The sequence below is a fragment of the Pseudoalteromonas sp. SR45-5 genome (genome assembly GCF_014163565.1).
GTDB classification, from domain to species: domain Bacteria; phylum Pseudomonadota; class Gammaproteobacteria; order Enterobacterales; family Alteromonadaceae; genus Pseudoalteromonas; species Pseudoalteromonas distincta.
This window is the reverse complement of sequence record NZ_JACJDN010000208.1, coordinates 1-6,150: the sequence shown is the minus strand read 5'-3', so window position 1 is coordinate 6,150 and position 6,150 is coordinate 1. Positions and strand designations below refer to the sequence as shown.

The 6,150-nt window shown below is 42.4% G+C and carries 4 protein-coding genes; 3 read left to right on the top strand and 1 reads right to left on the bottom strand.

Annotated elements, in window-relative coordinates:
• Positions 1–5: 5 nt before the first annotated feature.
• Positions 6–1,649, top strand: a complete 1,644-nt coding sequence (gene hutU, locus H5072_RS09585) for a urocanate hydratase (RefSeq protein ID WP_310735877.1) — start codon at positions 6–8, stop codon at positions 1,647–1,649.
• 2 nt (positions 1,650–1,651) lie between these two features.
• On the top strand, positions 1,652–3,187 hold the full coding sequence (gene hutH, locus H5072_RS09580; RefSeq protein ID WP_182197460.1) for a histidine ammonia-lyase: 1,536 nt from the start codon (positions 1,652–1,654) through the stop codon (positions 3,185–3,187).
• Here hutH and H5072_RS09575 read toward each other — a convergent pair.
• On the bottom strand, positions 3,184–3,954 hold the full coding sequence (locus H5072_RS09575) for an NADP-binding protein (protein ID WP_182693389.1): 771 nt from the start codon (positions 3,952–3,954) through the stop codon (positions 3,184–3,186). The two genes, hutH and H5072_RS09575, sit on opposite strands and share 4 nt — an antisense overlap.
• Positions 3,955–4,070: 116 nt before the next feature.
• Here H5072_RS09575 and H5072_RS09570 point away from each other — a divergent pair, with 116 nt between their 5' ends.
• The gene (locus tag H5072_RS09570) at positions 4,071–6,098 is read left to right on the top strand and encodes a methyl-accepting chemotaxis protein (RefSeq protein ID WP_182693388.1); all 2,028 of its coding nucleotides are present in this window, start codon (positions 4,071–4,073) and stop codon (positions 6,096–6,098) included.
• Positions 6,099–6,150 lie beyond the last annotated feature (52 nt).

Below are 6,150 nucleotides of genomic sequence, written 5' to 3'. Positions count from 1 at the left end.
GCGTAATACGTGCACCTCATGGAGATAAAATAAGTGCTAAAAGCTGGCAAACAGAAGCTGCCAAGCGCATGCTAATGAATAATTTAGACCCTGAAGTTGCAGAGCATCCTCATGCACTTGTTGTATATGGTGGTATTGGCCGAGCAGCACGTGATTGGCCAAGTTATGACAAAATTATAGAAACCCTCGATAGGCTCGAAAGCGACGAAACCCTGCTTGTACAATCAGGAAAACCCGTTGGAGTATTTAAAACCCACAGTAATGCTCCTCGCGTGCTTATTGCTAACTCAAATCTTGTTCCACACTGGGCAAATTGGGAGCACTTTAACGAGCTCGATAAAAAAGGCTTGATGATGTACGGGCAAATGACGGCGGGTTCTTGGATCTATATTGGCTCGCAAGGCATAGTACAAGGAACTTACGAAACCTTTGTAGCTATGGCAAAGCAACATTTTGCAGGTAGCGCTAGTGGTAAATGGGTATTAACAGGTGGTCTTGGTGGTATGGGCGGTGCGCAACCACTTGCAGCTACAATGGCTGGGTTTAGTGCACTGGTTGTTGAATGTGATGAAAGCCGTATCGATTTTCGTATAAAAACAGGCTACGTTGATGTAAAAGCAACAAGTCTTGAACACGCACTGCAATTAGTAACCAATGCATGTGTAAAAGGTAAAGCCCTCTCAGTGGGTTTACTAGGTAACGCTGCCGATGTATTTAGTACACTGGTTAAAACAGGCATTACCCCTGATGTAGTCACAGATCAAACATCTGCTCACGATCCATTAAATGGTTACTTACCACAAGGCTGGACAATGGAGTACGCAGCAAAAATGCGTGAGCAAGATCCAAAAGCCGTAGTAAAAGCCGCTAAACAATCAATGGCAGTCCAAGTTAAAGCTATGCTAGCACTACAAAAAGCCGGTGCCGCCACTACTGATTACGGTAATAATATTCGTCAAATGGCGTTTGATGAGGGTGTTACCAACGCGTTTGATTTTCCTGGATTTGTGCCTGCATATATTCGCCCTTTATTTTGTGAAGGGATTGGACCATTTAGATGGGTAGCATTATCAGGCGACCCTGAAGATATATATAAAACCGACGCTAAAGTAAAAGAGCTTATTCCTGATGATGCACATTTACATAACTGGCTTGATATGGCGCGGGAACGCATACAATTCCAAGGTTTACCTGCACGTATTTGCTGGGTTGGACTTAAAGATAGAGCGCGCCTTGCACTGGCCTTTAATGAAATGGTTAAAAATGGCGAACTTAAAGCCCCTATAGTTATTGGTCGCGATCACCTCGACTCTGGCTCAGTTGCAAGCCCTAACCGCGAAACAGAAAGCATGAAAGATGGCTCAGATGCAGTATCAGATTGGCCATTACTCAACGCACTGCTTAATACCGCAAGTGGCGCTACTTGGGTGTCGCTTCATCATGGTGGCGGTGTAGGAATGGGATTTAGTCAGCACTCTGGTGTAGTTATTGTTGCCGATGGTACTGATGAAGCTAAAGAGCGTATTGCTCGCGTACTGTGGAACGACCCTGCAACAGGTGTAATGCGCCATGCTGATGCCGGATACGACATAGCAAAAAACTGCGCTAAAGAACAAAATTTAGACCTACCTATGTTAAACGAGGAATGATCATGTTCGAACTTACTCTCACACCCGGATCACTTGATTTAAACACACTAAGAAAAATTAATAATTCACCGGTAAAGTTAAGCCTTGCAAAGCATGCCGAGTCGCAAATAGCAGCCAGCGCGCAAACCGTTCAAAACGTTATTAATGAACACCGCACTGTATACGGAATTAACACCGGCTTTGGATTATTAGCCAATACTAAAATTGCCGACGACCAACTTGAATTATTACAGCGCTCCATTGTGCTTTCACACGCTGCGGGTATTGGCGAATACATGGATGACAGCACAGTAAGGTTAATGATCACCTTAAAAGTAAATTCGCTTTCACGTGGCTACTCGGGTATTCGCCTGCAAGTGATCCAATTTTTTATGCAGCTGCTTAGTAGCGAAGTATATCCATGCGTGCCTAAAAAAGGCTCCGTGGGGGCCTCGGGAGATTTAGCCCCTCTTGCGCATATGTGTCTACCTTTATTAGCTGAAGGTCAAATGCGACATAAAGGAGAAATAATTAGCGCAGCACAAGGGTTAAAAATAGCGGGACTTGAACCCCTAACACTTGCAGCCAAAGAAGGCTTAGCATTATTAAATGGCACACAAGCGTCGACTGCGTTTGCACTACAAGGCCTATTTAGAAGCGAGAACTTATATGCACAAAGCTGCGTTATCGGATCAATAAGTATAGAAGCCGCAATGGGCAGTCGCGCGCCATTTGATGCACGTATTCATGAAATTCGCGGACAGCGCGGACAAATAGACACCGCTCAAGTATTTAGAGAGCTACTCGATACGCACTCTCAGATTAGTAACTCCCACGTCAATTGTGAAAAAGTACAAGATCCATACTGCCTTCGCTGCCAGCCTCAAGTGCTAGGTGCTTGCCTAACTCAGATACGCCAAGCTGCAGAAGTGTTACTATGCGAGTCAAACGGTGTAACCGATAATCCGCTAGTTTTTGCCGATGTAGGCGACATAATATCGGGAGGAAACTTTCATGCAGAGCCCGTTGCAATGGCCGCTGACAACTTAGCAATCGCAATTGCCGAAATTGGCGCATTAGCAGAAAGGCGAATTGCATTACTTATCGATTCAAACCTATCCAAATTGCCGCCATTTTTAGTTGAAAACGGCGGTGTAAATTCAGGATTTATGATTGCCCAAGTTACCGCAGCAGCGCTTGCATCAGAAAACAAATCATTAGCGCATCCGGCTTCGGTTGATAGCTTGCCTACATCTGCAAATCAAGAAGATCATGTTTCTATGGCAACCTTTGCAGCAAGGCGCTTAGATGAAATGGCCAATAATACCCAAGGTGTTTTGGCAATAGAATGGTTAGCATCGGTTCAAGGGCTAGAATTTAGAAAGCCGCTTGAACCATCAGATAAAGTGCAAAGCGCTAAAGCATTGTTACGCGAGCATGTAAGTTATTATGATAAAGACCGCTACTTTGCTCCCGATATCGAAGCTGCTAATACATTACTAAGTGAAGGTAAGCTATGCGACTTTATAGAGAGCAGTCCCCTGCCTTCAGCATATTAAATACCGTGCTGATAGCTAAACCCTAAGGCTTCAATGGCTGAGCCTAATATTTTTCGCTCAGCCGAATCAGTTCCTGTAAACGTTGGCATTTCACCACCATGTTGCTGACACTTCATAGCGTAGTATTCAGCTTTTGTGGGGTGCGCAGGATTAACCACATTATAAATATTTTGCCCTACTTGCCAGTGCTCTATCACCGCAAAAATAGCATTAATTACATCTTGTTGATGCACCATATTTACCACTTGCTCACTTGATGTATTGAGCTCTTTACCTGCCACAAAACGCCCCGGCTCTCTATTAGGCCCTAGTAAGCCAGCTAAACGAAGTATTTTGCCATCTTGTTTAAGCACTTGCTCTTCAGCTTCGTAAAGCTTTATTTGGCGCTCGTTTGTGCATGAAATATCGCTACTTTCACTATATACACCAGGCTCTTGATCGTACACCCCGGTTGATGAGCACAATAAAAAGCCCTTTGCGTTTAGCTCCTTTGAAAGCTTAAGCGCTGCGGTGAGTGTTTCAGGATAATTACTTTCACTGTGTCTGCTACGTGGTGGAATAGCACATACCCAATAAGCATCTTGTAAATCAACTTGATGCCTTAATTGCCCATCTTCAAGTGTAAACTGACGCTCAAAGTCAAACTCGTGTATATCTGTTCTATGCGTTCCTTGTACTTGCCAGTCAGCTTTTTGTGCACTTAGGCATAAAGCATGTCCTAACCAGCCTGCACCTAATACTACTAATTTATTACTTTTATTTGTCATTTTTGTATAAGCCTTTATTTTAAACGCATAATTAGTTCTTTCTATCTAACTTTATAGAGATTTTAAGTAAGATATGATTAGATATAATTTCATAAATAATAAAAATATGTGTACTCATGCTAAATAATTTATCATTACGGAAGAAAATATTATTATTGATTGGTGGAACAATTACCGTTTTACTAATTATCGCCTCAACATTTTTTGTTAAACACATTGCCAATCTCTCTAGAGAAAACATAGAAAACGAAGCACAAAGTTATCTACAGACCGAGCAACTTTCAATGCAAAGTTACTTCGCGATGTACGGTAAAATGGTATCAACCTTTGTTAATAACCCACATTTAATCAACTTTTTTGAAAATTGGGATACGCGCGATCAAGCACTCGAAAGCGCGCCAGGTTACAACGAAGTAAACCAAGACTTTGTGCGTTTAAGCTCAAATGACGAAAACATTTTATCGGCCTTTTTTGCCTCAGCAACCACCGGTGAATACTTTAAAGAAAACGAGCGTACAAGTCACTACAACGGCCAGCCTTATTACGCTTACAAGCGTGGGTGGTGGCAAGAAGCCATGCAAGTTAACAAGCTTTACGTAGGTCCAATCTCTGTTGATTTAACCACAGGCGTAGCATCCGCAGTAGTACAACAACCTGTTTATAACGCTCAGCGAAAACTCATTGGTATGGGCGGTGTTGATTTACAATTAAACAAAATTAACGACATGGTCGAAAATATTCGCTTTAACGGCCAAGGTTATGGATTTTTACTCGATGGCAATCAAAAAGTAGTACATTTTTCAAAGGCCACTGGGCATAAACTTTCAATTACAGATGAAGGTGCAAATGGTAAAGAAGGGCTCGATGCGCTTGAGCAACAATTTACAAATACAACAGGCTTTAAAGAGTTAAATACACAAATGCGAAATAACCTTGAAGGCAGCCAAATGGTTACTTTTAAAGGTGAGCAGTTTTATGTGGTTTACCATCGTTTGCAGTTAGAGCAGCCTTATATAGATTGGTATGTAGGTCTACTTATCCCAACTACTATGATTGAAGAGCCCGTAAATGCTGCAGTAACCGCTACAACAACGGCGGTAATTATTATCTTAATCATTATATTAGCCATGATTTTATGGGCTACCCACATGATTTCAAAACCCATTACAACGCTTACGCACATTATGCGTGATATAGCATCGGGCGAAGGCGATCTTACTCAAAAAATTTATATTAATAGTCAAGATGAAGTGGGACAGCTGGCCAACCACATGAACACTTTTATTGATAAGTTGCACGCCATGATGCTTGATACCGCAGCGCAAGCAGAACAACTAAGTAATGCAGCGGCCCAGCTAAGAAGTGTTTCTGAGAAAACAAATTCTGAAATTCAGCAAGAGAAGCAGCAAGTTGATAGCGTGAGCGCAGCGGTAACTGAAATGGCGACTACTGTGCTTGAAATATCACGTAACGCACAACACACAAATAACGCAGCTGAAGAAGTACAAGCAATTACAGCTGAAGGAGCTAGCCGTTCTACACAGGCGCAAACAGTAATGACTGAACTGGCATTACATATTGGCGAAGCATCTAAAGTGGTTGCAGGTCTTGAGCAAGAAAGTAATAACATTGGTGCATTAGTCGATGTAATTAATTCCATTGCTGATCAAACCAACTTACTTGCACTTAATGCGGCTATAGAGGCTGCTCGTGCCGGTGAACACGGTAGAGGCTTTGCCGTTGTTGCTGATGAAGTACGTTCACTAGCAAGTCGCACACAAGAATCAACAGACGATATTCGAAATATGATTTCGCGCTTGCAGCAAATAGCTCAACAAGCCTCAGTAATGATGCAACAAGGACAAGATCAAACCGAGAGCTCAGTGCTTCAAACTAAAGAAGTGCTTAGCTCACTTCACAATATTGCGCAGTCGGTTACTAAAGTACAAGACCAAAGTCATCAAATAGCCACATCTACCGAGGAGCAAACTGTTGTTGCTGAAGATATTAATACGAGCCTTTCGGCAATTAATAACTTAGTGAACAGTACCGCTGACCATGCGCACACCCTCGCTGACGAAGCTCGTGACTTAAGTGATTTAGCTGCGGCGCTTAACAAAACGGTCAATCTATTTAAATTATAAAACATGTATTTAATAGTTGTGTTTAAGCGTAAAACTTAAGCGCAACTATAAC

Bases quoted from the DNA above. Each gene is read 5' to 3' on its own strand.
- hutH (WP_182197460.1), top strand. From the start codon at position 1,652: ATGTTCGAACTTACTCTCACACCCGGATCACTTGATTTAAACACACTA.
- H5072_RS09575 (WP_182693389.1), bottom strand. From the start codon at position 3,954: ATGACAAATAAAAGTAATAAATTAGTAGTATTAGGTGCAGGCTGGTTA.
- H5072_RS09570 (WP_182693388.1), top strand. From the start codon at position 4,071: ATGCTAAATAATTTATCATTACGGAAGAAAATATTATTATTGATTGGT.